General features: G+C 43.3%; 23 protein-coding genes. 9 read left to right on the forward strand and 14 right to left on the reverse strand.

Annotation, left to right across the window (positions count from 1 at the left end):
* Positions 1 to 46 precede the first annotated feature (46 nt).
* From BLR84_RS29340 to BLR84_RS29360, 5 genes are all read right to left on the reverse strand, one after another.
* Positions 47 to 1,372 (reverse strand): acetylxylan esterase, encoded by a 1,326-nt coding sequence (locus BLR84_RS29340; protein ID WP_090473823.1) that lies wholly within the window; start codon positions 1,370 to 1,372, stop codon positions 47 to 49.
* A gap of 8 nt (positions 1,373 to 1,380) precedes the next feature.
* On the reverse strand, positions 1,381 to 2,196 hold the full coding sequence (locus BLR84_RS29345) for a hypothetical protein (RefSeq protein WP_143014022.1): 816 nt from the start codon (positions 2,194 to 2,196) through the stop codon (positions 1,381 to 1,383).
* A 218-nt stretch (positions 2,197 to 2,414) separates the two neighbouring features.
* Positions 2,415 to 3,755, reverse strand: coding sequence for an acetylxylan esterase (locus BLR84_RS29350; RefSeq protein ID WP_090473825.1), 1,341 nt, complete (start codon positions 3,753 to 3,755; stop codon positions 2,415 to 2,417).
* 8 nt (positions 3,756 to 3,763) lie between these two features.
* The gene (locus tag BLR84_RS29355; protein WP_090473826.1) at positions 3,764 to 4,594 is read right to left on the reverse strand and encodes a hypothetical protein; all 831 of its coding nucleotides are present in this window, start codon (positions 4,592 to 4,594) and stop codon (positions 3,764 to 3,766) included.
* Positions 4,595 to 4,628: 34 nt separating this feature from the next.
* Positions 4,629 to 5,852, reverse strand: coding sequence for an acyltransferase family protein (locus BLR84_RS29360; protein ID WP_143014023.1), 1,224 nt, complete (start codon positions 5,850 to 5,852; stop codon positions 4,629 to 4,631).
* Positions 5,853 to 5,957: 105 nt separating this feature from the next.
* Between BLR84_RS29360 and BLR84_RS29365 the strand changes: the two genes are divergently transcribed.
* Positions 5,958 to 6,479, forward strand: coding sequence for a hypothetical protein (locus BLR84_RS29365; RefSeq protein WP_090473828.1), 522 nt, complete (start codon positions 5,958 to 5,960; stop codon positions 6,477 to 6,479).
* A gap of 10 nt (positions 6,480 to 6,489) precedes the next feature.
* Here the strand turns inward: BLR84_RS29365 and BLR84_RS29370 are convergent, their stop codons facing one another.
* Complete coding sequence (locus tag BLR84_RS29370; protein ID WP_090473829.1) at positions 6,490 to 7,440, reverse strand: tRNA modification radical SAM protein MnmL/YtqA; 951 nt, start codon at positions 7,438 to 7,440, stop codon at positions 6,490 to 6,492.
* Between the two features lie 179 nt (positions 7,441 to 7,619).
* On the opposite strand from BLR84_RS29370, the gene BLR84_RS29375 reads away from it, so the two are divergent.
* The 3 genes from BLR84_RS29375 (at position 7,620) to BLR84_RS29385 (ending at position 9,985) form a co-directional block, all read left to right on the forward strand.
* Positions 7,620 to 8,024, forward strand: coding sequence for a DoxX family protein (locus BLR84_RS29375; protein WP_090473830.1), 405 nt, complete (start codon positions 7,620 to 7,622; stop codon positions 8,022 to 8,024).
* 406 nt (positions 8,025 to 8,430) lie between these two features.
* Positions 8,431 to 8,706 (forward strand): ArsR/SmtB family transcription factor, encoded by a 276-nt coding sequence (locus BLR84_RS29380; protein ID WP_090473831.1) that lies wholly within the window; start codon positions 8,431 to 8,433, stop codon positions 8,704 to 8,706.
* Positions 8,707 to 8,782: 76 nt separating this feature from the next.
* On the forward strand, positions 8,783 to 9,985 hold the full coding sequence (locus BLR84_RS29385; protein ID WP_090473832.1) for an MFS transporter: 1,203 nt from the start codon (positions 8,783 to 8,785) through the stop codon (positions 9,983 to 9,985).
* Positions 9,986 to 10,049: 64 nt separating this feature from the next.
* Here the strand turns inward: BLR84_RS29385 and BLR84_RS29390 are convergent, their stop codons facing one another.
* The 3 genes from BLR84_RS29390 to BLR84_RS29400 form a co-directional block, all read right to left on the reverse strand.
* Positions 10,050 to 10,628, reverse strand: coding sequence for a YdeI/OmpD-associated family protein (locus BLR84_RS29390; RefSeq protein ID WP_090473833.1), 579 nt, complete (start codon positions 10,626 to 10,628; stop codon positions 10,050 to 10,052).
* A gap of 6 nt (positions 10,629 to 10,634) precedes the next feature.
* Positions 10,635 to 11,069: a VOC family protein gene (locus tag BLR84_RS29395; protein ID WP_090473834.1), complete on the reverse strand. Its 435-nt coding sequence runs from the start codon at positions 11,067 to 11,069 to the stop codon at positions 10,635 to 10,637.
* Positions 11,070 to 11,203: 134 nt separating this feature from the next.
* Positions 11,204 to 11,410 carry a hypothetical protein gene (locus tag BLR84_RS29400; RefSeq protein WP_090473835.1) on the reverse strand — a complete coding sequence of 69 codons (207 nt, stop codon included), beginning with the start codon at positions 11,408 to 11,410 and terminating at the stop codon, positions 11,204 to 11,206.
* 281 nt (positions 11,411 to 11,691) lie between these two features.
* On the opposite strand from BLR84_RS29400, the gene BLR84_RS29405 reads away from it, so the two are divergent.
* Positions 11,692 to 15,303, forward strand: a complete 3,612-nt coding sequence (locus BLR84_RS29405) for a methylmalonyl-CoA mutase family protein (protein ID WP_090473836.1) — start codon at positions 11,692 to 11,694, stop codon at positions 15,301 to 15,303.
* A 48-nt stretch (positions 15,304 to 15,351) separates the two neighbouring features.
* On the opposite strand, the gene BLR84_RS29835 is transcribed toward BLR84_RS29405, so the two are convergent.
* The gene (locus tag BLR84_RS29835; protein ID WP_143014024.1) at positions 15,352 to 15,552 is read right to left on the reverse strand and encodes a hypothetical protein; all 201 of its coding nucleotides are present in this window, start codon (positions 15,550 to 15,552) and stop codon (positions 15,352 to 15,354) included.
* A 153-nt stretch (positions 15,553 to 15,705) separates the two neighbouring features.
* Here BLR84_RS29835 and BLR84_RS29410 point away from each other — a divergent pair, with 153 nt between their 5' ends.
* The gene (locus BLR84_RS29410) at positions 15,706 to 16,281 is read left to right on the forward strand and encodes a pentapeptide repeat-containing protein (protein ID WP_090473837.1); all 576 of its coding nucleotides are present in this window, start codon (positions 15,706 to 15,708) and stop codon (positions 16,279 to 16,281) included.
* On the opposite strand, the gene BLR84_RS29415 is transcribed toward BLR84_RS29410, so the two are convergent.
* Positions 16,282 to 17,058, reverse strand: a complete 777-nt coding sequence (locus tag BLR84_RS29415) for a hypothetical protein (RefSeq protein ID WP_090473838.1) — start codon at positions 17,056 to 17,058, stop codon at positions 16,282 to 16,284.
* A gap of 145 nt (positions 17,059 to 17,203) precedes the next feature.
* On the opposite strand from BLR84_RS29415, the gene BLR84_RS29420 reads away from it, so the two are divergent.
* On the forward strand, positions 17,204 to 17,914 hold the full coding sequence (locus BLR84_RS29420; RefSeq protein ID WP_090473839.1) for a M23 family metallopeptidase: 711 nt from the start codon (positions 17,204 to 17,206) through the stop codon (positions 17,912 to 17,914).
* Entirely contained in the window at positions 17,911 to 18,672 is a 762-nt protein-coding gene (locus BLR84_RS29425; RefSeq protein ID WP_090473840.1) for a DUF4846 domain-containing protein, read from the forward strand. Before BLR84_RS29420 ends, BLR84_RS29425 begins: the two co-directional genes overlap by 4 nt.
* Before the next feature lie 391 nt (positions 18,673 to 19,063).
* Here BLR84_RS29425 and BLR84_RS29430 read toward each other — a convergent pair whose 3' ends face one another.
* Together BLR84_RS29430 and BLR84_RS29435 are read right to left on the reverse strand one after the other, a co-directional pair.
* Entirely contained in the window at positions 19,064 to 20,083 is a 1,020-nt protein-coding gene (locus BLR84_RS29430; protein ID WP_090473841.1) for an aldo/keto reductase, read from the reverse strand.
* A 287-nt stretch (positions 20,084 to 20,370) separates the two neighbouring features.
* Entirely contained in the window at positions 20,371 to 20,667 is a 297-nt protein-coding gene (locus BLR84_RS29435) for a GIY-YIG nuclease family protein (RefSeq protein ID WP_090473842.1), read from the reverse strand.
* 124 nt (positions 20,668 to 20,791) lie between these two features.
* On the opposite strand from BLR84_RS29435, the gene BLR84_RS29440 reads away from it, so the two are divergent.
* Entirely contained in the window at positions 20,792 to 22,399 is a 1,608-nt protein-coding gene (locus BLR84_RS29440) for a mechanosensitive ion channel family protein (RefSeq protein WP_090473843.1), read from the forward strand.
* Positions 22,400 to 22,705: 306 nt separating this feature from the next.
* Here BLR84_RS29440 and BLR84_RS29445 read toward each other — a convergent pair whose 3' ends face one another.
* Positions 22,706 to 23,686 (reverse strand): acyl-ACP desaturase, encoded by a 981-nt coding sequence (locus BLR84_RS29445; protein WP_090473844.1) that lies wholly within the window; start codon positions 23,684 to 23,686, stop codon positions 22,706 to 22,708.
* Positions 23,687 to 24,025 lie beyond the last annotated feature (339 nt).

Consider the following 24,025-nt stretch of genomic DNA (forward strand, 5'->3'; position numbering starts at 1 on the left):
GGGATTGCTTCGTACCTCGCAATGACGCGTGGAAAAGGTATGTCCTTTAAAACAACCCAAAAACATCCCGCATTTTATGCCCATCCTCGTCCAAAAATGATTTGGGTACCTCATGCCCCAGATCTTTGTAGATACGGATGGTAGCGTACTTAGAAGGAATGCTATTGTAAAAAATAAATGAATTTGTCGGTGGTGCCAAGTGGTCAAGCAAGCCTACACCCACCAGTATAGATGATTTGATGTTTGGCGCAAAATTCTTGATATCATAATAATCCAGGTTATCCATCATCTTGTTATAGCTTAGGGCTGGTCTGTTGGCAACGTATTCTTTAATATCATTAATAGGCCATTCAGCTACACCTGCCAGGTCGCGGATATCACCGAGAATAGGGTTTTGGGCCGATACCAGTTTGATGCGGTTATCTAAACCTGCCAATGCCACCGCCAGGAAGCCCCCCATACTGCCACCCGATATTTCGATACGGGTAGAGTCCAGATCTGGTCGCGAACAGATAAAATCAATGGTACGTATACAATCCATAATGGCGCCGCGCAGCACATATTTATTCCTGTCTTCGATATTGAGGGTAATGTAATCGGGGCGTTTAGGGTGTATCACATCACGACTGTTACCCTGGCCGCGTACGTTGATGGTGATGATGGCCAGATCTTCGTCCTCACCCAGCATAGGTTTCAAATCAACCTGGTAGCCAGGCAAGCCTACAAATACCGGAAACCGGCGGTTCTTGCTACTGCCTTTAGGTATAGTTAACCAACCACGTACCGTAATATCATCCAATGATTTCATCTCGAACAGGAAAACACGGCGATTATCTTTTTCCAGCTCTGGCTTTTCGGTTACTTTATAATTAGGTTTAACAGCTGCCAGTTGCGATTTTGCCGTTTGCCAAAAGCTATCAAAATCAGCCGGACGCGGATGGCTTGACCTGATCTCTTTTGCTCTTATGCCAAAAACACGTTTGGTGGTATCGTCATAATCAGATACATTGATTATGAAATTGATCTTATAAAAACCCGGTTTCATGGCCGGTATGGTAAAGTTATAGCTGTTACTGCTGTTTTTGGAGATCTTAACGCTGATAGAATCCCGCAGCAAGGGTTTACCTGCCGGCGTGGTAACCACGTAAGCCACGCGCCCAGTTTGATCTGTATGATAGGTGTTTTTTACCTCGAAAGTATAACTGGCGTTTGAATTAAAAATACCATCGTCGCTGTGGGCTACCAGTTTGGTTACCACCTCTTCATCAGCTTTTGATGCGGGTTTAGCGTTGCCTGCAAAACCTATACAGAGCATGCAAGAACTGATAAACAGGCTAAATATATATTTAAGTTTATTCAACGTTTTTACCATCTGGCTATTTACTTAGTATCAATATGATAATTTAACGATGCCGAAATATTACTGCCCGCGCCGGTATTTCTGCCGGTTACAAAAGTTCCACCGCTTATAAACAGGGCGACTTTTTTGCTGAACGAATGCCCGTAACTTACTGATACCTGATTAAAGGCAAAGTTTTTACTGGTATTGGGGTTTGGTGAAAACGATTTGTTATCGCTGCTCGCATAAAATCCGCCAAAGCTTACTGATATCTGCTCCCTGAATTTTTTATCCAGAGTTAAGCCATAAGTAGCATTATACCTATCCTGAAAAACCGACTCATAGCCAAAGTATTCGCGCACGCCGTTCTCCAGTATAAAGTAGCTATTTTTACCAAACAGGTGCCCGCTGCCCGCAAAGGCAAGTCTTAATTCGCCGCCTTTTTGGTTATAACCCAGGTTAAGATTGGTATACATAGGTATAATGGCTGTAGCCTGTAAACTGAAATAGTATTTATAGTTGATATTGGCCAGGTAATACCGTATGCCAACTTCCGCATCACCAAATCCGGAATTTTTATAGGTTGCCGTGTTATCCTTATAAGTATTAGCCGCATAGGGTATTAAGGCCGACAGGGTAAAACGCCTGCTGAGGCCATACTCAGCGTATAATGATGTGCTCAATGAAGAAAATTTACCATTATCCGCAAAAGGACCTTTATTACTGTGCGAATCCCATTGCTTATCGGCAAAAAAGTAACTTACCGATGGAGATAAAGTAAGCCTTCCTGGCCTAACCGGGAAACCACCGCCCGCATAGCTTTTACTTTGCACTACGATGAGCAGCACAACAGCCATTAGTAAAAATTTATATAAAGTAGTTTTAAAGATCATATTTACAAGGTGCTTGATTTTAATTTGCGGGCTTGAAGCAACTCCTTCTTCATATAGTCGCATCGTTCCCATCTTTAGGAGATTGCCTCGTTCCACGCAAATACCATTTCGTTATTTTTATTGCTATAAATAACTCCCTCAAATCCTTACACGCCATAGGGTAGTCTAATACCGTGCCGTAATCAGGGTATGCGGAATTTTTCGCGAACCCAAAGGTTTTGGAACATGAAATAGTTAAAATCTACCTCATGTGTGGAATTTGGTACACACACAAATTCCTTATTGGTACTGCTCAGATGATTAAATAGTGCCATGCTGCAACGCGGCGGGCAAAACTGATCCAGCAAACCGATGCCCATCAATACCGGGCATTTTACCATCGGTGCAAAATTTTGCGGATCATAATAATCAAACGTGGCATAAAACTGCTCCCAGCTAAATTCAGGGTGCCGGTTTTTATATTGCCTGAACATTTTAAACGGAACCACCTGCTCTTTATATGATGCCGATATGCTGTAATTATCGCGGATGTCTGCATACAATGGTACCTGCATGGTGAGTACCTTAACCCTTTTATCGAGGCCGGTGGTAACTACAGCCAGTGCGCCACCCTGGCTGCCACCTTCTACAAATATTTTGGAGGTATCAATACCGAGATTGGCATGCGAGTACAAAAAATCGAGCCCGCGCAGGCAGTCCATATAAACGCCGCGATAAATGTATTTGTCTTTATCCTGAATGTTGGTTGTGCTATAATTATCGGTGTTGATATGCACCACATCTTTACTATTGCCATTACCACGAACGTTGATATCAAACGCTATATAGTCGTCGTTATCCATATTGGGTTTAAGCTCTACCACATAACCGGGCACACGGTAATGCACCGGAAATTTACTGCCATCGGTAGGGATCACCAGCCAACCACGGATCAGCAGGTTTTCATATGATTTCATTTCTACCGAGTAAACCTTTTTGTATTTGGTTGACAGATCCGGACGCAATATCACTTTATACTGCGGCGATACTTTTGACAACTGCTGGCGGGTTTCCTGCCAAAACTGATCAAAATCATCAGGTTTATGCAGCTCGGAGGTAATAGCCTCAGGGTTCACCCCAAAAACCTTGCGCACCGTATCGTCATAAGTCGACAGGTTGAACATAAAGTTGATATGGTAAAAGCCTGCCCCTTTAGGCGCTACTTTTACGTTGAGGCGTTTAGAGCTACCGGCCCCAACAGAAAAATCGGCAGTGTTCTCGAAGATCTTTTTACCATCATCAGATGTAACGATGTAGGAGAATTTACCCTCCTGCTTTTCATTGTAAGTGTTTTTTATGCTTAGCTTATAGCTGATCTCTTCGCCCTCTTTAAACAGCGCGTTTTTGTTAGCCGGCTTAGCATCCAGTATCACTTCACCTTCATTATTCTTTTGCAGATACAAAGCATGGGCTTTAGCTACCGGGATGACCACGGTCAGTAGCATAAACAGAGTCCCCTTTAAATATGTATTGATGTTACGCATCGCTAATGTTATATTTTTATAATTGCCAAAACAGAACCACCATAACCTACTCCCGTATTTTTACCAAAGGGTGTATAATAACCGCCAATGAACGTAGAGAACCTGCGGGTAAATTGATGTCCATAGTTGAGTGATGGTTTAAAAAACGCATAATCCCGGGCGTTGTTAATATTAGGATTGAAAGCTTTGTTAGAGCTGAACGAACGGAACAACAACAACTCCAAACTCAATTGATCATGATGACTGATGGGATAACCCACCGTACCACTAAAGCTCAGCTGATCTGGCCCCTGTACATCAAAATACCTTCGGTAAGCCACTTCCGTATTAAAATAACCTTTGCTGGCGATAGATTTGGGCAGGTTACCGCAATACATCAGCTTCAGTTCGGCACCATAATTACCCAGGCCCAGCTCCAGGCTACGATTATAGAGCGGGGCTATACCAGATACCTGCACCGATAGATAACGCACATAATTAAAATTAACCAGGTTATAGCTCAGGCCCATATACAGATCACCCAAACCCTGATTGGTTATCTTATCGCCATTAGCAAATTTGTTTTGTGTGTATACATAAGGCACGCTGGCAATAAGATCCAGCCTGCGTGAAATGCCATAGCCTACATAAAGATTGGCCGAGTAAGAAGTAAACCCGGTACCCGGATCGCCTTTGATACGGTGCCCATCGCGGTCAAATCTGTCGGTTTGATGATACAGAAACATGGATGGGATCACAATATCCCGGTATTTACCTATGGGCCAGCTGGCAAATGATCTATAGGGATTTATGCCTATAAAAACCAGTATACATAAGCAAGATAGTATCAGTTTTTTCATCTTTGGTTCAGGGAACTCTTAATTAATTATTTATTTAAACGATTGATTTGGTATGACTCGGTTTATACTTAACCAAAAAATTCGACCGGCGGATATAGTGGTTTAGCGGCTCCTCGATCAGTTTAAACAAGGTTACGGACAGTGCATTTAGTACGATAAAGGCATATAACAAGTTCAGGCTATCATACTGAAAAGGTGAATGCCAGGTTACGCCCCATTGATCATATAGCTCAAAAACCTTATCGTTTAAATGATCAAACCAGGTATGCATCAAGTTATATATCCAACCCAGGTGTATCAGGTAAAATATATAGGAACTCTTACCCAGCAGCTCAATAAAGGGCAATGCCAGGAATTTTTTGAACAAGGTTGTTTCGGTCAATATACCGTAGAAGAACAGGGCTACGGCTATGCATAAAAAGTAATTATTAACAATAATACCGATAGGGCTCTCTACACCTGCGGCCCAGCCTTTGGGGATAGGTTGCAGTGCCATTACAAACACGCAAACAAATATGAGCAGGAAACCGGTATAAGTATAGTTTACTTTATTGGTACGGGTAAAGCCCTTTTTTAGCACATAGCGGGCCAGTTGTATCCCCACAAAAAATTCAAAGCAACGCCCCAGGAAAGTGAATAACATGACAAAGGTAAAGTTGCCAAAGAAACCATGCCAGTTAATATGACTGGATATAAAGTATAATAAAATACCGGTTAAAGTAAGCACAACCGGCTGTATGTAGAACTTACCAAAACGCTTGGCGATCAAAAATATAACCGGTGCCGAAAAGTAAAAACACTCCTCAACCGTTAACGACCAGCCCTGGGCTATACCTGTATCCCAAAACTGATAAAAAAAGCCGCGGACAAACGTAATGTTCATCAGCATGAGTGCTACAGGATAATCATATCCTTTGGTTATGGTTTCGTCTTTAGTAATGAAGTAGTAAACAAAGGCAGCTACGGTAAGTAAAAAATACATGGGGTAAATGCGGGCTACCCGGTTTTTGAGGTACTGCATAAACCAGGATTTACTTAAACCATCAAAGTTTTGGTAATACCTGAAAGTGATCAAGAAGCCCGAAAGCACAAAGAAAATGCTTACACCAATGTGGAACTCGCCCAAAAAGCGTTGCACAATGTGAGGAAAACTTTCATCAAAAACATAGGCAAAGTGCGATATGAAAACCAGGTAAGCGGCCATTGCACGTACACCGGTTAAAGCAGGAATGTAGTTGGGTTGCGCTCGTTGTGACAAATCAGGTATAAATTTAACTAATAAACCATTATTTTATAACTAAAGGTTTACAAATCTGATACCACTATTTAATCGGTATATTAGCTTATCACCTAAATCGTCAAAATGAAACTATATTTCCTTGTATTTGCTTCAATGATTTTATCATCATGTGTTAAACCCGTAGACCTCGACACAAAAGAAACCAAATTATTATTTAATCAGATAAGCATTCTTAAAAGAGACATGCTTCCCTATAAGAGAAAGTTTCTTGTTATAGATAGTGTTATTTATAACGACCAATTTATATTAAGGATCTGTAAAGAAAGTCTGATGAAAGACGATATTCAATACATTAAAGCCCAAGTGGCATCACATATTTATATTAAATGGCAACAGTCTGTTTTTGATAGTTTAAAGGTTGTGGATATGAAACTTATTGACTCGTTATCTAAACCAGATCCGTTTATTCATACACCCTCATATATCAGGCTTTCCAAACCATATTTTTCAAAAAAGAGAGATTATTGTTTATTGCTTTACAGCTATTACTGTGGTAATCTGTGCGCAGAATCTGCTGTTAGATTATACAGGAAAGTTAATGGTAAATGGGAGTTTGTTGAATCCTTTGGAAGAATGGTAAGCTAATCTCAATACATTACAAAGCCGAACCCTGTACTACACCGCGGCTCAGGATCCTTTGGTCAATATAATACTGGATCTCTGATTTTTTGAGGCCCCAGTTGGGTGCTATCAGTAATTCGCGGTCGCTCAGACCAAACAGGCGTTGTATCACAATATCAGGACGTACACGTGGAAGTAGTTCACACAGGAAATCGGCGTACTCATCAATGCTGAAAACCTTAAAAGGTTCGCGCTTGTATTTTACACCCATAACCGAGCCTTCTACAATATGAAGGTGATGGAATTTTACGAATTTAATTTGCGGAAAACGATTGATCTCGTCGGCATATTTCAACATCATATCATGCGTTTCCCAGGGGAAACCGAATATGGTGTGCACGCAAATATCCAGCTTGCTGTTCTCGACCAGCTTCAAGGCTTTCACCAATTCTTCGTGATTACAGCCACGGTTGATCTGTGACAGCGTATCATTATAAATGGATTCCATACCCATTTCCAGATCCACATCAAAACGGTCGGTATAGCTCTCGAGCAGGGCTATCTTTTCCATATCGATACAATCCGGACGGGTGCCTACACTCAGGCCTACAATATCTTCGGTACCGTAGCTCAAGGCCTCGTCATACATCATTTTCAGATAATGCGCCGGAGCGTAAGTATTGGTATTCGGTTGAAAATAGATAATAAATTTATCAGCCTTATTGCCTTTACGGGCACGCTCCATCCCTTCTATTACCTGCTGGCGTATGGTAGGGGCGTTGCGGCTTACTGATGGGGTAAAGGAATCAACATTGCAATAGGTACATCCGCCATAGCCTTTGGAACCATCACGGTTAGGGCAGGTAAAACCACCATCGACAATTACCTTGAACACCCGCTGCCCTTTATATTTATCGCGCAACCACGGACCATAATTATTATAGCCCTTTTCCCATACCGCTGTTGTTGACTCTGTTACCTGCATTTGCCGCAAAGATACGTAATTGGATTGATGTGTGGATATTAGAACCCTTTAGTGGATCTCTCCTCGTAAAAGACGACTAAGACCTAAGCAATTTGTCGTAATTCCCCCCTGTAATTGTCATTTATGCGCATCACGCGCGGTTTAAATCCAACCTACCTTTACTAAAAAAACAATAACTCATGGAAACTACTCAATCACAACCTGCAACTACAAAAAACAGTAAAGCATCATTTATTACCGGTACCGTTATCAGTGTACTTTGTATATTATTCCTGCTATTTGACGCGATAGGCAAAATAGTACTCGAAAAGCACGCCGTTAGCGCCTCCGCTAAATTAGGCTGGGTCGAGACCACCTTACCGGGGATGGGAATTACTTTATTGATCTCCACCATACTGTACACCATTCCAAAGACCAAAATATTAGGAGCAATTCTGCTTACCGCTTATCTTGGTGGAGCTACCGCTACCATGGTGCGCGTTGGGTTACCATTTTACTTTTCAGTAGTATTTGGCATACTGGTTTGGGCAGGCGCTTACCTGACCAATAGTAAATTGCGCGACCTGCTGCCTTTGGTTAAATAAGTTGGCGGATACTAAATTTATTTAAAAACAGGGTGTCACCCTGAGCTCCGTCGAAGGGGAGAGCGCAGAAGCCCGCCCACCATGCTTCGACGGAGCTCAGCATGACATCCTTTTGAACGATGTCCAATCATGGACCACTATGCCGACCAAACGGGGCCATTTTACTTATAAAGTGGGTTTACATGGTTTACACTTTTCATGGTTAACATTTTCGTATACAATTGATAATCAAATAATTAATTTATTTTACCATCAAAATGTGGGTTTACAGTGTAAACCATAATTAGCTTGCTGTTACTTAAATGACATAATTAATACATAGAAACATTTCTATGTATTAATATTTTTTATTTACCTTTGTATCGTACAAAGATCATAGGTTAACGAATATGATCGACCGGAAATAATGGACAATAAAAAAATAGAAAAAATATCCAGGGCATTGAGCGATGCTAACCGGATAGCTATTTTACAACAATTTAAAAAGAAGAAGGACTGCCTGTATTGCGCCGAGGTAAATGATCTGCTGGATCTTACCCAGCCTTCTGTTTCCCATCACCTGAAACAACTGGTTGATGCTGAATTATTGTTGCCCCAAAAAGAAGGCCGCAACTTGAAATACGTACTGAATCAGCAGGTCTTGGACGAGTATATAGCCTGCCTGACCGAATTGAAAGATTAACCCCCTCTTCCCAAAAAGAAGAGGTTTATTTTGACCTTATACATCGAAATATTTGAATATTTAAATACTAAAATCTATGAAAAAATCTATCTATATCATGGCCCTTGGGGCATTCGGCATCATTACCACCGAATTTGGGGTTATCGGCATACTGCCTATGCTGGTAAAGGAGTTTCATATCTCCATTGATACGGCAGGTTGGTTGTTAAGCGCTTTTGCCTTGACCGTTGCCCTGGCCGGACCATTTACCAATATGCTTACCGCAAAAATGAACCGCAAAACCATCATGTGCCTGGTACTGGGGATTTTTGTGATATCCAACCTGCTTTCGGCAATAGCGCCGAATTTTACGGTGCTGATGATAGCGCGTATTTTACCGGCCTTCTTGCACCCGGTGTTCTGGGCTGTATCTATGACGGCTGCCTCCAAACAGGCCGGACCAAAAGATGCGCCAAAGGCTATCGCCATAGTAATGGCCGGCTTAAGCGTAGCTACCGTATTGGGTGTACCCTTAACTACCTATATAGCCGATCTGTTTAGCTGGAGGGCTTCATTTGTTTTATCCGCCTTAATTAACCTGTTAGCCTTTGGCGCGCTGGCCTTATTTGTGCCATCTATGCCGGTTAACGAAGCTGATGCAAGTCCTAAAAGTCAGGTACAACTTTTGGGCAAATTACATATATGGGTAAAACTCTTAACCGCGACCATTATATTGGCCGGTATGTTTGCCACCTACGGTTACCTGGCCGAATACCTCAACAAGGTTTCGCACATGAACGGTATGCAAATTAGTATGATGTTACTGGTATTTGGTGGTACAGGTATCATTGGTAACTGGCTTACAGGTATTGCGCTCAGTAAGAATATAATGGTTACCAGTCGCTTATTTTTATTAGCATTGGTCGTAATGCATGCGCTGGCTTACCAGTTTGGTGGATTGTTTATCCCAATGGTGATCATTTTATCCGTATGGGGTTTGGTACATACCGGGGGCTTCTTAGTAGCCAATTTACTGGTTATCGATGGTATACACGGCACCGCGCTTGATTTCATCAACAGCCTGCTGCCCTCTTTTTTTAATGCAGGTATTACAGTAGGCACTTTGCTGGGAGGCTTTGTTATTGCCCATTATGGCATCCACCAGGTGATCTGGATGACCATTCCCCTGTTAATACTATCCCTTGGCTTGACTTTTATTAAACAAAACGAAAAAGAAAAGGCTACCGAAAATGTAACAGCAGAAATTGCAGAACCCGTAGAGGCTCCTGTTTTTGAATAATATCTTACCTGATAATTATAAAAAAGGGCCACAGGCGTATTGCTTGTGACCCTTTTTATTTTGATTAGCTTAATTGTTTTGGCTTTTTATTTTGGGCCGCGGATTCAACAACCTGATGGAGCCTTAACTTCCTGGTCTCCGGGCGCTTCGCCAGCACCAGCCACTGCAGGATCCGCTTTTTATCAGAGCGGCTCAATCCTAAAAAGTAGACTTTAGCAACAGGTTTCTTATCAAATTCTTTTTCCAGATCAGGCGGAATGATCAGCTCTTCCACTTCATCCAAAATCGACCAATAGCCATTGTTTTTGGCAGCTTCAATACTATCAAAACCAGCTTTGGCCATCAGTCCCTCCTTAATAAACCTTTCTACTTTTTCTTTATTGATCTTGCTCCAAACACTTTTAGGTTTTCGTTTGCTGAACGACTGCATATAACTTTCCTCATCAAATGATCGGGCCAGGCTATCGATCCAACCATAGCAAAGCGCTTCCTCAACCGCCTCGTCATGATTGATGCCCTTGCCTCCAGCGCTCTTTTTTGAGCATATCACCCATATGGTTTCGCCGCTATCATGATTTTCATGCAGCCATTTCCGCCATTGCTGCCGGCTTTCGGGCGAAATTGTGTTTACTTCCTTTGCCATTTGGAGTTATGCTTTATTAATAGCACCCAGAATCTCCAGGTAATGCGGATTATACATGATACCCAAAACATTGCCAAACGGATCAACTACCGAGGCGGTAACAAAACCGGCGTCCCCGCGCTTAGTGATCGGTTCGTACTCTTTGGCACCCATAATTATTAGCTTTTTAAATACAGCCTCAATATCATCAACATGCCAAAAGGCAATGGCGCCGCCAGGACCAGTAGCAGCTACTTTGGGTGCGTATTTACGATCGATAAAACCCAATTCATGCTCATAATCACCAATGCGAAACTCAATGTATGCTGGGTTACCCGTGGGCGGAAAAGCAAAATAGGCATCGATACCCAGGAGCTCGGCATACCATTTTTTCGCGGCGGTCAGGTCGTCAGCAAAAAAGCAGGTGGTAGCAAGCCCCCTTAATGTTTGTGTTGCAGTCATTTAATGTGTTTTAAGGTTAATAATAACCAAAGCTAAAAAAGCAAACGGCAACGCTATGGCAAGAGCCTGGTTTATTCGCTTTTGCTTGAAAAAAGATGTTTTACGCATATTACCTGGCAACAAATTCCTGGCAATTATGCAGCCTCGCTCATTTTATATACAGATGAGCTTTCTTCGCCATTATCGCTAATACAAAATTCTATATAATCCGTTTTTCCGGCAGGTAGAGAAGTGAAGTAAGCGTCGATACCCAGCAGCTCCGCATAACATTTCGACGCTGCCATGTCATCTGCTAAAAAGCAGATGTTGGCGAGTGTTGGTAATGTATGTTTTGCGGCCATTTTGTTGGTTATTGATTTATTAATAACCAAAGTTAAAACCAGCTACTGACAACCCTATGTCAGCAGGATTTTACTTTATTTTACAAACATTAAAAGAATTGATTTGTACTTCTTTATTTCTTAACTATTTCAAACCCGTCCCCCTCAAAAACCCGTTCTCATCCAGCCAGTTGCGGTACCAGTCCTCAGATCCCACATCTGATAGTCCTTAATTTATTATGCATGCATAACATCCACTTGGAAACAATTACTAAATTTGTGTTGACCAATCATCTATCTTCATGGAAAGCATTGCCCCATATCAATCCCGGTACAAGATCCGTTTTGTAACAGCGGCTTCGCTGTTTGACGGACATGATGCTACTATCAACATCATGCGCCGGATACTACAAAGCAGCGGTGCCGAGGTAATACACCTGGGCCATAACCGCTCGGTTGATGAAGTAGTGAACTGTGCCATACAGGAGGATGTACAGGGCATCGCGCTTACCAGCTATCAGGGTGGTCACCTGGAATATTTTAAATACATGCATGATCTGCTGGCCGAACGCGGCGCGGGTCATATCAAAATATTTGGCGGGGGTGGGGGTGTGTTCCTACCACAGGAGATCGAAGAACTACAAGCTTACGGTATCAGCCGTATCTACTCACCCGATGATGGTCGTACCATGGGTTTGCAGGGCATGATCAATGATATGCTGCAGCAATGCGATTTCCCTACGGTTACCCATCTCAATGGCGAAATGGACCACCTGCCAGAAAAAGACGCGGGCGCTATTGCCAGGCTGATCAGTATGGCGGAGAATATCCCACCCAAACCCTCCCCGGAAGGGAGGGCTTTTGAAAAGCAAGGAGGACAAAAAGTCTCCCCCCTCGGGGGAGATTTAGAGGGGGTTGTCCTCGGCATCACCGGCACCGGTGGCTCGGGCAAATCGTCATTGGTAGATGAAATTGTGCGCCGTTTTTTGATGGCTACGGATAAAACACTGGCCATTATTTCGGTTGATCCATCTAAACGTAAAACAGGCGGTGCCCTTTTGGGCGATAGGATCCGCATGAATGCTATTAACAACCCGCGGGTATACATGCGCTCGTTGGCTACGCGACAGGCCAACCTGGCGCTATCTAAACACGTGCAGGAGAGTATAGATATCTGCAAGGCGGCAGGTTTCGATCTGATCATTGTGGAAACCTCGGGTATTGGTCAGTCAGACACCATGATCACCGATTATTGCGATGTGTCTTTATATGTAATGACCCCAGAATTTGGCGCAGCCACCCAGCTGGAAAAGATCGATATGCTGGATTTTGCCGACCTGGTAGCCCTTAACAAATATGATAAACGCGGCGCCCTCGATGCCATCCGCGATGTACGCAAGCAATATAAACGCAACCATCAACTCTTCAACGCCAAGGATGATGACCTGCCTGTATATGGCACCATGGCCTCACAGTTTAATGACCCAGGGATGAACACGCTGTTCGCCGCTATCATGAAGACCATCAAGGCGAAAACCGGGACCGATCTGTTAGCCGGTGCGGGGAGCCAGTTACCCGGTTTAGGGGAAGAATCCGAAAAGGTTTACATTATCCCGCCAGATCGTAACCGCTACCTGGCCGAAATTGCCGAAAGCAGCAAGGCCTATGACGATTGGGTAAATGAACAATGTAAAATCGCCCAGCAGTTGTTCCAGGTAAAAGGGGTGATGGAGCTTGGTGAGATGCTGGAGCAAGGAACAAGGAGCAAGGACAAAAATCAGCAAGGCAAAGGCCCCTCTTTTGGAGAGGGTTATTCGCAATCAGTTATTTCGGGTGCTCATGAGGTGCTTCGCAGTTTAGGTGAGGTATATGCTCATTTGGAAGCTCAACTTCACCCCGAATGTAAACGCCTGCTTAAAGAATGGCCCGAAACAGTTAAGAAATATAAGGCGGAGAACTTTATTTATAAGGTACGTGATAAAGAGATCAAACAGCCTTTGTATTATACTTCGCTCTCTCAATTGCAGATCCCAAAGATCGCTTTACCCCGGTACGAAGCCTGGGGCGATGTGCTGCGCTGGTTGCTTACCGAGAACGTGCCTGGCGAGTTCCCTTACGCGGCGGGTGTGTTTCCGCTGAAACGTGAGGGTGAAGACCCAACCCGCATGTTTGCCGGCGAAGGCGGCCCCGAACGCACCAACAAACGTTTCCATTATGTATCGCTTGGTCAGCCGGCACACCGGTTATCCACCGCGTTTGATTCGGTTACCCTGTATGGGGAGGATCCGCACGTACGACCTGATATCTACGGCAAAATTGGTAATTCAGGTGTGAGCATTGCCACATTGGATGATGCCAAAAAACTATACTCGGGGTTTGACCTCTGTGCCGCGTCTACCTCCGTATCCATGACCATCAACGGACCAGCTCCCATGCTGCTCGGCTTCTTCATGAATACGGCTATTGATCAGCAATGCGAAAAATATATCAAAGAACATGGTTTAGAGCATCTGGTAGAAACCAAATTTAAGGAGCTGTATGATGATAAGGGGCTGGGGAGACCCCAATATAACCCCTCCCAGCCTCCCCAAGGGGGAGGAGCAAAAAATCAGCGTGAAAAGAAAGTCCTCCCTCTCGGGGAGGATTACTCGCAATCAGATGCTGTGGGTGCTCGTGAGGTGCTTCGCAGTTTAGGAGGGATTCTTCCCGCCGGCAACAGTGGCCTAGGCCTTATGCTTCTTGGCCTTACCGGTGATCAGGTGCTTCCCGCTGATGTTTATGAAAAAATAAAGGCCTACGCGATATCTACTGTTCGCGGTACAGTGCAGGCTGATATTTTGAAGGAAGATCAGGCGCAGAATACCTGCATTTTCTCAACCGAATTTGCGCTCCGCATGATGGGCGATATGCAGCAATATTTTATCAGGGAGAAAGTACGTAACTTTTATTCCGTGTCTATATCCGGATATCACATTGCCGAGGCCGGGGCCAATCCTATCACCCAGCTGGCTTTTACTCTATCCAACGGGTTTACTTACGTAGAATATTACCTGAGCCGGGGTATGCATATCGACGATTTCGCGCCCAACCTGTCATTCTTTTTCAGTAATGGTATCGATCCGGAATATTCGGTGATCGGTCGTGTAGCACGGCGCATCTGGGCCAAGGCCATCAAAAATAAATACAAAGGGAACGATCGTTCACAAAAACTCAAATATCATATCCAGACCAGCGGGCGATCATTGCATGCCCAGGAGATCGATTTTAATGATATCCGTACTACGTTACAGGCGCTTTATGCCATTTATGATAACTGCAATTCGCTACATACCAATGCTTATGACGAAGCTGTTACCACTCCTACCGAAGAATCTGTTAGGCGGGCGATGGCCATACAGCTCATCATTAACCGGGAGTTGGGCCTTGCCAAAAATGAGAACCCTATTCAAGGCGCTTTCATCATCGATGAGCTCACTGACCTGGTAGAACAGGCTGTATTAACCGAATTTAAGGCCATTAATGATCGCGGTGGCGTATTAGGTGCTATGGAAACTATGTACCAGCGCGGCAAGATCCAGGAAGAATCATTATACTACGAAACCCTCAAACATAACGGTGAATACCCCATCATCGGTGTCAATACCTTCCTGAATAAAAAAGGCTCCCCAACTATAGTACCCTCTGAAGTGATCAGGGCTACCGAGGATGAAAAACAATACCAGATCCAAACGCTGCAGGCATTTCAGCAACGCAACCAGGAACGTATCCCCGAACTGCTCAAGACTTTGCAACATGCAGCCATTGCCGGCGACAACATTTTTGAAAGCCTGATGGAGGCCTGCAAATATTGTTCACTGGGGCAGATCAGCCATGCGCTGTACGAAGTTGGCGGACAATATCGGAGGAATATGTAATTGGATAAGCCCGTATTATTAGCCTATTAAAACTTCGAGTAATAAATACTACGTAGTTTGTGGGCACACCACCGCAGGACACAGCATGTCTGGAGGAAACACACAAGGATGAGTTGGACAGCATCCATCACACACTGGTAAATGGCCAATAATAGGTCCGCCGCCCATGATTTTCCCCATTTGGCTTCTCGAAAGCATTCCTGTTGCACCAAGTTCTAAAGCCTTTGCTTTTAGTTGTAAATTTTTCATAAGAATAGTTTTTTAGTGGTTAAAACTCAAGGATATATATCAAATATAATTATTATATATAATAATTAATATCTGATCCATAAAAAAGTATTTCCATTTTTAAATCGAATGCACGGTGACAAAACATAGCGCAAGAAACTTAAATTTGCACCCATGCAAGCCAACCACCAGGAAGATCAAACTTTTACAAAAACACCTGCCGACCAGTTAATCGGGCGCGACCGTACTTATGAAAATTGCAGGTTTATGAACTGTGATTTTGCTTATGCCAACCTGTACAGCATGGTTTTTATCGACTGCACATTTCAAGACTGCAACCTGTCGTTAGCCGATGTAAGCAACACCGGTTTTCAAAACATTACCTTTAAACACTGCAAAATAAGTGGCGTGAATTTTGGCAAAGCCCGCGACTTTTTGTTCGAAGTACATTTTGAGCATTGCATCCTGGATAATGCCGTTTTTTACCAAAAGAAAAATAAAAAAGCAAGGTTCAGCGAATGCTCTATGGTAGAAACCGACCTCACCGAATGTGATTTGACCGATGCCAAATTTATTAATTGTAACCTGAACAGGGCATTTTTTAGTCGCACTATATTAAAAGGCGCCGACCTGCGCAGCTCTTATAATTTTATGATCGACCCGGACGATAACATGATCAAAAAAGCGCAGTTCTCTTTGCACGGATTGCCAGGCTTATTAGGCAAGTACGATATCAGAATAGAAGGCTGATTAGACCGGTAATTCCACTTTATCTTTTTTTGCATAATGCAGATAAGTGTAACCTGCTATTAAAGTGCCTAATATGGTACATAATAAGGAGTAACCTATTGTTATTAAAATATTCATGACATTAAAGTATATCTTACTGATATACATATCCCTGATATCTCCTAATCCCCATATATCAATAAAACCAATTATCCTTCCAACCAGGAAAGAACATACATAAACACAGATCAAAAAGATGGCTGTGTTTTTCAGAACCTCGGTAGTAACCAATGACTGCCTGGTTCTTTTCAGGTATTGAAACGCGGTAATAGAACTTATGAGCAGCACAATTACCAGGTTAATTAAAGGTATCACCATTACCAGATTCATTTTTTGCAGGGTACCATAAAACTGCTGATATATCAAATTGACGGTTTGGGAATTAAGCTGATAGAACGCAATCAGGATAACACTTGTTTTAGCTATATACCATGTTTTGAGGCTGTTACCAGAGCTGATGTTAGCCCGGTATTGACACAATAAAAAGAAGGTTAACAACGTGGGGAAAATAAACAAATTCGGATAGTCTGCCTTTTTGAAAACCCCTGCTCCTACCATAAACATGTCAAAAACAAACCATAAGGAATTAAATATCCAGGCGGTGATCTCCAAACCGCGGCTTTTTCTTTGCCTCACCAAAATCACAATAGAGAATATCAGGCCCAGTAAAAGAAGCAACAAAATAGGGATGGCTATAATGAAAAGGAGAAGGAGAAAGTCTGAAGATGATGAATACATGTTAAGGTTTTTGTTTTAAATATTATAAATAAATTAAAGTGCCATATTGTTTGTGGTTAAGAAAAATACATTTGTAAATGTAAGAGCCTTGTGAATAATTCCCGGGGCAGTTACAATTTCTCTAAATTTAATTGGTTATAACCTCATGAAAAAGATTATCCTGCTGCTTGGTGTTTTATGTATATCTGTTGTTTCAAAAGCACAGGACGTTAAAACTACCTGCAACAACATCAATAACTTAAATACGGCTATTTTAAATGGCTCGATAAAAAGGCGGGATGCTGCTGTGCAGTTCAAAACTTTAATAGAACAACTTAAAAAAACGGGCGATAAAACACAGCCATCCGGTTGGCTGTTCCCGCTTAAAGGTTATAAAAGCAGCGCCATAGGAGGCACCAATGGCAACGGATACTCTGACAAAGGCTACAATTTTCTTGATGGTAACAAGCACGCGGCCCACCCTGCTCATGATATTTTTATCAATGACCGCAATCAAGATTGTCTTGATGACCGCACCCATCAACCCGTTGACGTACTGGCGGTTGACGACGGTATTGTGATAGCCTGCGCCAATGAATGGGAACCAGTAAGCAACCTGCGTGGCGGCAAATTCATCTGGATATATCACCCCGCACAAAACATTTTTACTTATTATGCGCACAACCAGGCCATTTTTGTAAAACCCGGTGACGAAGTAAAACAAGGTCAGAAAATTGCCGTGGTTGGTCGTACAGGCTATAATGCCTACAAAAAACGCTCGCCTACACATTTGCATTTTTCGGCGTTTAAGTTGGTGGATGATCTACCTGTACCCTATAACCCTTATTTACAGTTGAAAAAAGCTAAAACCTTATGAAAGCCTTCATCCTGCTGCTAACATTTCTGCTTATACCTATTATCAAACCAGATAACGTTACAAACCGGTTTAAAATCCCGGCAGGCTTTCAGCAGGGAACGGCGTCATCCGGTAGTTTTGGAGCCTGGTTGCAAGCCTTACCGCTTAAGCCAGTGGGTACACCCGCCCGCACCTATAAAGGCGATATTACCCGCACCAATCTGTACACCGCGGCCATTGTAGATATGAGCATAGGCACGCAGGACTTACAACAATGTGCCGATGCCGTGATACGTCTGCGCAGCGAGTATTTATATCAGCAAAAGAACTATAAAGCCATCTCCTTTAATTTTACCAGCGGGTTTAAGTGCGATTTTGTTCATTATGCCAATGGTTACCGCTACAGTAACGACCACTGGATGCTAAAAGCCAAAAAGGACTACAGCTATCCCAACTTCCTCCGCTATATGAACCTGGTTTTCAGCTATGCGGGCACTTTATCATTACAAAAAGAGCTCAAAAAAGTAAGCGATCCCAATCAGCTTAAAACCGGGGATGTATTTATCAGGGGTGGTTCACCGGGGCACTGTTTTATTGTGTTGGATGTGGTAGAAGATACCCGCCACCATAAAAAATTCCTGCTGGCTCAAAGTTTTATGCCCGCCCAAAATATCCAGGTACTCAAGGACAATGGCGATCCCTGGTTCAGTCTCGACAAGAAAAGCAACATCCCTTATGGCGAGCTCATCAGCAAAGCATATTTGAAACGCTTTGATTGATCTTCATTGTCAAAAACTTTTTAAACCTTAAATTTTAACACTTTTCTGCTAAAAACAGGCTAAAAACAGCTCAAAAACGTTTGAAAAAACCTCATTTTAACACTTTTTAACAAATTTTAACACGGTTTTAACCTGTTTTGAAAACTTTAAAAAGTATTAAATTGCTGATTATCAAATAACTACATACCAAACGAGTGATTTTTGACCTTGTTTTTCCCTTAACTAAACAGCCCGGCTTTCTGGTTGGAAAGCCGGGCTGTGCCGATTCATATAAATATACGAAAATTTGGAGAGAGATCAAAGAACACCTCACCCAACCCTCTCCAAAGGAGAGGGCTTTACATAGCAACTTTTAACTCCCTCTCCTTTGGAGAGGGTCGGGATGAGGTGTTTACCTCTTCTCCACCCTATCATAAAATCCGCCAAAGGAATTTACCCTTACAGCTTCTTCCTTAAAAAAATCGCCGGGGAAACCGAGTTCAATGGCGCTGGCATCGTTTAGTCTTTTTAGCTGATCATCGCTCAGGGCAACCTCTACCGTTTTCAGGTTATCCAGCAGCTGATCGACTTTGGTGGCACCTACTATCGGGATACACGAAAAACCCTGCTGACGGGTCCAGTTCAGGGCCACATGGCTCTCTGATACGCCCAGTTCGGCAGCTATTTCCATTACCACTTTGGTGATCGCTTCGCTGCGGCTGTCCAAACGTTTGCTCTCGGGTTTGATGCGACCCTTATCGCCTTTTAGGTATTTGCCCGTTAAGGCCCCGCCGGCTAAGGGAGCCCATGGCGTTACCGTCATGCCAAAATGTTTGGCCATCGGTATCAGTTCGCGTTCGGCAGTGCGGGCCAGCAGGCTGTACTCTACCTGTAAAGCGATAAACTGGCTCCAGCCCATCAATTCGGCCAGGGTATTGCCTTTGGCCACTACCCAGGCAGGTGTATCGCTGATAGCGGCGTAGTTTATTTTGCCTTGTTTTATCAAATCGTCCATGCCGCGCAGCACCTCATCTATGGGGGTAATATCATCCCAGATGTGCAGGTACAGCACGTCGATAAAATCAGTTTTTAAGCGCTTCAGGCTTTCCTCTACGCTGCGCATCATATTTTTGCGGCTATTGCCAGATGCGTTGGGATTGGTGGTATTATCCTTAAGCGTGTACTTGGTGGCCAGTACAAAATAATCACGGTCGTGATTACTCATATAATCGCCGATAATCTTTTCGCTGGTACCCAGTTTGTAAATATTAGCCGTATCCAAAAAGTTGCCGCCGGCATTGGCGTAGGCATCCATAATGGCAAAGCTGGTATCCTTATCGGCTCCCCATCCGGCTTCGGTGCCAAAGCCCATGGTGCCTAAACATAATTCTGAAACTTTAAGGCCCGAGCGGCCCAGTAATTTGTAATTCATGGTATGTGTTTTTATTCGTTTTTATTATCACACCATGTCATTGCGAGGAGGTACGACGAAGCAATCTCGTAGCTATTCTCGCCGATGAGAACGCGAGGAGATTGCCACGCTGCGCTCGCAATGACATAGTTTGTTTGTTTTGTTTTTAGTTACACCTCATGTTTCTCCGTACATCCCCCACATGTCATTGCGAGGAGGTAGGACGAAGCAATCCCGTAGCTATTCTCGCCGATGAGAACGCGAGGAGATTGCCAGGCTGCGCTCGCAATGACATATTGATTTATTTTTTATTTATACCATTCAAAGCTTAAATCACTCCATGAAGGATTATCAGCAACTATCAAATCAATTTTCTTTTTCCGTGAACCGGCCTTCAATTGTTTTTCTCGCGCAATGGCATCATCTATCCATTGGTATTCTTCGTAGTATACCAACTTATCGCAATCGTATCTTGCTGTAAATCCTTTGTAGACTTTTTGTTTGTGTTCCCATATCCGCTGTTCTAAATTGCTGGTAACACCAATATAAAATACGGTGTTTACCTTATTGGCAACTATATAAACAAAATAACGATGTAGTTTCATTAGTACACTTCTGCGCTTTAAATATCGGTTTAATATCACAATAAACCATATTACCCTTCCCCGTACAGGAAGGCTAAAAAGAATTAAAATATAATTTTTAGCTTTAACAGAAAATCTACCTGTTATGCCTAAAAGTTATTACCTGTTCATCGTATTTTTATTTGCCGCCTTTATTGCGCGGGCACAAAAACCGGTTGAAGCCAAAGGCTATCCGGTCATTATCAGTCGGGATACGCTTTTTACATTTTACACCGGGCAGGGCTTGTTTCAACCTGCCGAACGGGCCGAAGTGGTAACCAAACGCATCGAGGCGCTGGTTAATCGCATTGATTTTAACCCCGATTCGCTCACGCTAAAAAACGACACTACGGTTTCGGTGATCTCCTATAATTCGCAAATTATACTGGCGGTTAACAATAAGGATGCAACTTTTACTGAACTTAATCGTCCGCAGCTGGCAGCCAGTTACCTGGCTATTCTGAAAAAGAAGCTGGGCAATTACTTTAGCGATAGCAGTACCAAACAGATAGTTATTAATATTCTGGAAGCTGTTGCTGTGGTGATACTGCTCATAGCGCTCATCTGGACGCTCAACAAAGGCTCCCGCTGGTTAAAGCTTAAAACGCTCAAAGCCTGGGAAAACCGCATGGATAAGCTGGCAGCCCAGGGTGCACCCGTTGCTTATGCCAAACGCCTGCTGCCTCTGGTTACCGGTTTGCTACGCATCGGGCGGTTTATACTCATCATTTTGCTGGTTTACCTGGCATTGCCCGTGCTGTTCTTTATTTTCCCATCATCAAAACCTATCGCGGTACAGCTATTAAGCTATATTGTTAATCCCTTTAAAAGTATCCTGTTGGCCATTGTGCATTACATTCCTAACCTGCTTACTATTGCCGTAATTTATATCGTGACCCGGTATATTGTCAAGCTGGTAAAATTTATTGCCAGCGAAATTGCGCAGGGTGCCATCACCATCAATGGTTTTTACCCGGAGTGGGCCATGCCTACCTACAATATTATCCGGGTATTGCTGTTCGCTTTTATGTTTGTGGTGATATTTCCGTATTTACCGGGCTCCGACTCTAAAGTATTCCAGGGCGTAACGGTGTTTCTGGGGATCCTGTTTTCGCTGGGTTCATCGTCGGCCATATCCAATATGGTATCGGGCATTGTGCTAACCTATATGCGCCCCTACAAAATTGGCGACCGTATTAAGGTGGGCGATGTAATGGGGGATGTGGTGGAGAAAAACCTGCTGGTAACCCGCTTGCGCACCATCAAAAACGAAGATATCACCATACCCAACGCCACCATACTAAGCGGGCATACCACCAATTACAGCACCGTGGCCAAAACCATGGGACTGATATTAAATACCACCATAACTATTGGCTATGATGTACCCTGGCAAACGGTACATAACTTGCTCATCAGCGCAGCCGAAGCTACCGAAGGCATCCTGCTTACCGATCATAAACCTTTTGTACTGCAAACCGGACTGAATGATTTTAATGTAGCCTATCAGCTGAATGCTTATACAGAACTATCAAACCAAATGGCGGTGATCTACTCCCGGCTGCACCAGAACATACAGGACAAATTTAACGAAGCCGGGGTCGAGATCATGTCGCCGAATTATTTTGCGCTGCGCGATGGCAACCACATCCAGATCCCGGATGGTTATGTGCCGGAAGGGTATAGTAAGCCTGGGTTTAAGGTGGAGAAATAAATCCCCAGTCATGCCGAATTTATTTCGGCACCCCATAAGTAAGATGTACGACATGGCGATTAGCTTGTCCTGAGGGATCCTGAAACAAGTTCAGGATGACCTCGCTTGTTTATTATTTATCGCAGAAGAATAAACAAGCGTCATTGCGAGGCACGAAGCAATCTCTAAACTGTACAGAGTAAACATACATAATTGACCTGCCTATGTAGAGATTGCTTCGTACCTCGCAATGACGCGTTGGGATATACCATCAAACAAAAAGGCACCCAATCGGGCGCCTTTTTTAATATTTTCAGATAAGGAAATCTATCCGTTTATCCAGCTGAATTTGTATTCCAGCATGGGGTTTTTCATACGTTCGGCCACGCGCAGCAGGCGCGATGGCAGGTTCATGATATAATCGCGGGCTTTTTCGCCGGCTTCGTTTAAATCTGTAGTGCTTTCAATATGCCAGTCTTCAATCAGCTCTTTTAGTATATCCACATAATCAACAGCAGTGTATATACCCAGGCGCTGGGCGGCATCGGTAAAGTGACCGAAAGTTTGGCCAATTTTCAAACCTACTTCACGTAAAAAGTGAGCAGGCATCACAATCTTTTTGCGCATCATATCCTCAAAAGCGATCATCGCTTCGCTCGGATCAACCTCAAATATCTTCTCAATAAAATATTTATAAGCTTTAGCATGACGGGCTTCATCACCGGCAATAACACCGCACATTTTTGATAACAGCGTATCGCCATCTTTTTTAGCCTGTGAGGCCACACGTCTGTGCGATACATTGGTAGCCAGTTCCTGGAACGAAGTATATATAAAGTTGCGGTACGGATCGGTTCCGGTACCGATATCAAAACCATCGGCTATCAGGTACTGGGTGGACACCTCCATCATGCGCATGTTAACACGGCCAGATAAGTAAAGGTATTTGTTGAGCAAATCGCCATGGCGGTTTTCTTCACTGGTCCAGTGGCGGGTCCATTTCATCCAGCCACCTTCCTCGTTTTTATTTACACCTTCAACCATGGTTAACCATGATTCGTAAGTAGGCAGGGCTTCTTCGGTAATAGTATCACCAATTAGCACAGCTATCAGATCATAGCTTAAACCCTGGGCGCTTTCCTGCAGTTCTTTTATTTCACTAAAAAAGGAATCTCTTGTAGAGTCGGGTAAAAAATCAGATGGTTGCCAAATGGTATCAACAGGTTTTAAATATTCAAACATCTTTTCGAGCATAAATTTTTCAATATGCTCCATAACCTCCCGACGTTTTTCTTCAAAAAATTCCATAACAGTATATTACCCAACAAAGGTAATCAATAAATGAATAATTATGTTAAATGATTTTATAGCATGCGGTAAATGGATCTTTTTTGGAGCAAGGATTTTTGGAGCAAGGAACAAAGACTTTTCCTTTGCGCCTTATTCTTCGTTCCTTATTCTAAAAATCCTTGCTCTTTGTTCATAATCCATAAGGGCATGTCGCAGACGAGTTTCCCCTACTCCTTCACGTCATTGCGAGGAGGAACGACGTGGCAATCCCCGATATGCAGAGCGTCTCTGTAAGTCGGGGATTATTAATGTTGTTAGTTGTCTTTTAAAGGAATTAATGAGCTCCCTCTGGTCGGT

Source organism: Mucilaginibacter sp. OK268, assembly GCF_900103125.1.
Lineage (GTDB): Bacteria > Bacteroidota > Bacteroidia > Sphingobacteriales > Sphingobacteriaceae > Mucilaginibacter.